The 1,821-nt window shown below is 38.8% G+C and carries 1 protein-coding gene; it reads left to right on the forward strand.

The window, feature by feature from the left end; genetic code table 11:
* The first annotated feature begins 135 nt into the window (after positions 1-135).
* Positions 136-1,680 (forward strand): IS1182 family transposase, encoded by a 1,545-nt coding sequence (locus tag A3860_RS40340; protein WP_081156291.1) that lies wholly within the window; start codon positions 136-138, stop codon positions 1,678-1,680.
* Positions 1,681-1,821: the final 141 nt, after the last annotated feature.

Raw genomic sequence — 1,821 nt, forward strand, 5'->3', positions numbered from 1 at the left:
GAGGCTGTCTCAAAAGTAATTTGAGGCGGCCTTTTTTGTTTTCAGTTTTTAGGGCGGGTTTATCCACAAAAGCACTGTATAACTAAACGCGTTGGTCATTTAGTAATAAGCTCTGGTCGTGTTGTTTTTAAGGGTATGGCAAGAGGTAAAACATTATCGGTTGTTTTTAAAAGCAACTTCCAAAACCAGGCGATGTTACTCCCACCTGATTTAAATGAGATGATTGCTGCTAACCATCCAGTTCGTGTTGTAAACGAAGTCTTGGAAAAAGTGGACATAAGTGAGTTGATCAAACTGTACAAACCGGGCGGCACCAGCAGTTACCATCCTCGCATGTTACTTAAAGTGTTAGTATATGCTTATATTAATAACATCTACAGTAGTCGTAAAATAGAAGAGGCCGTAGGCCAGACTATTCACTTCATGTGGTTGGCCGGAATGAGCACGCCAGATCACAATACCATCAACCGCTTTCGTGGACAACGCCTTCAGAAAACGTTACAACCGATATTCACTCAGGTAGTTTTATTGTTATGCGAGGAAGGATTACTGAGTATCAAAGATTTATACACAGATGGCACCAAGATAGAAGCCAATGCCAACCGGTATACATTTGTATGGGGCAATACAATTAAACACAACAGAGAGAAAATAAAACAGCAATTAAATGAATTGTGGCAGTATGCCAAGTCTGTTGCAGCCTCAGAATTAGATGATACAGATCCATCGGGCTTTGATAAAATAGACTCAGAAAGCGTTTCTCGGACCGTAGATGCGATTAATGCTGCACTTAAGGATAAGAAAATAGCCAAAGACAAGAGGCAAAAATTAAACTATGCAAAAAAGAACTGGCCAGCCAACCTGGACAAATATGAAGAGCAGGAAAAAATAATGGGTGAACAAAGAAACAGTTATAGCAAAACAGATAAGCACGCCACCTTCATGCGCATGAAAGAAGACCATATGAAAAATGGTCAGTTAAAACCAGCCTATAACGTCCAGATCAGTACTAATAATCAATACATAGCCTCTTATAGTATCCATCAAAACACTACTGATACTAACACGCTGATTGACCACCTTAACCAACACATAAACAACTTCAAACAAAAGCCCAATAACGTTACCGCCGATGCAGGTTATGGAAGTGAAGAAAATTATCAATGGCTGGAAAAAAAGCGCATCACAGCTTATGTGAAGCACAACCAGTTTGACCGGATGCAGAATGAAACAATCCGTAATAATACTCCATTTAGTATAGATAAGCTTACCTATGAAGAAGAGAACAACCAATACTTTTGCCCAATAGGTGAACCAATGAAACATATTGGTTGGACGATAGAAGAAACTAAAACAGGGTATCCACGAGTGATAGATAAGTACAAGGCTTCAAACTGTAAAGGTTGTTTTTTATATGGAACCTGTCATCAGCAAAAAGGTGATCGAATAATAGAAGTCAGCCTTAACAACCAACGCCTCAAACAAAATGCAGAAAAGCGATTAAAGAGTAAACGAGGTATCCAAAAACGTAAACAGCGTTGCTTCGACACAGAACCTGTATTTGCAAATATTAAATATAATCATAATTTCAAACGCTTTATGCTACGAGGCAAAGAAAAGGTAGCAGTTGAAACCGGTTTACTGGCACTCGCACACAACTTAAGGAAGAAAGCAGCCTAAAAACAGCCAATAACCACTTCGAACTTTTAAAAAACATCTTCCCAAAACATCTCCTTTAAGAAAATCCTACTTCAATTCTATTACGCTCTATACATCGCCATAAAACAGAAAAAAGGCGCCTCTTACTTTTGAGACGCCTTC

The organism is Niastella vici (assembly GCF_002077945.1).
Classification (GTDB): domain Bacteria; phylum Bacteroidota; class Bacteroidia; order Chitinophagales; family Chitinophagaceae; genus Niastella; species Niastella vici.

Bases quoted from the DNA above. Each gene is read 5' to 3' on its own strand.
- A3860_RS40340 (WP_081156291.1), top strand. From the start codon at position 136: ATGGCAAGAGGTAAAACATTATCGGTTGTTTTTAAAAGCAACTTCCAA.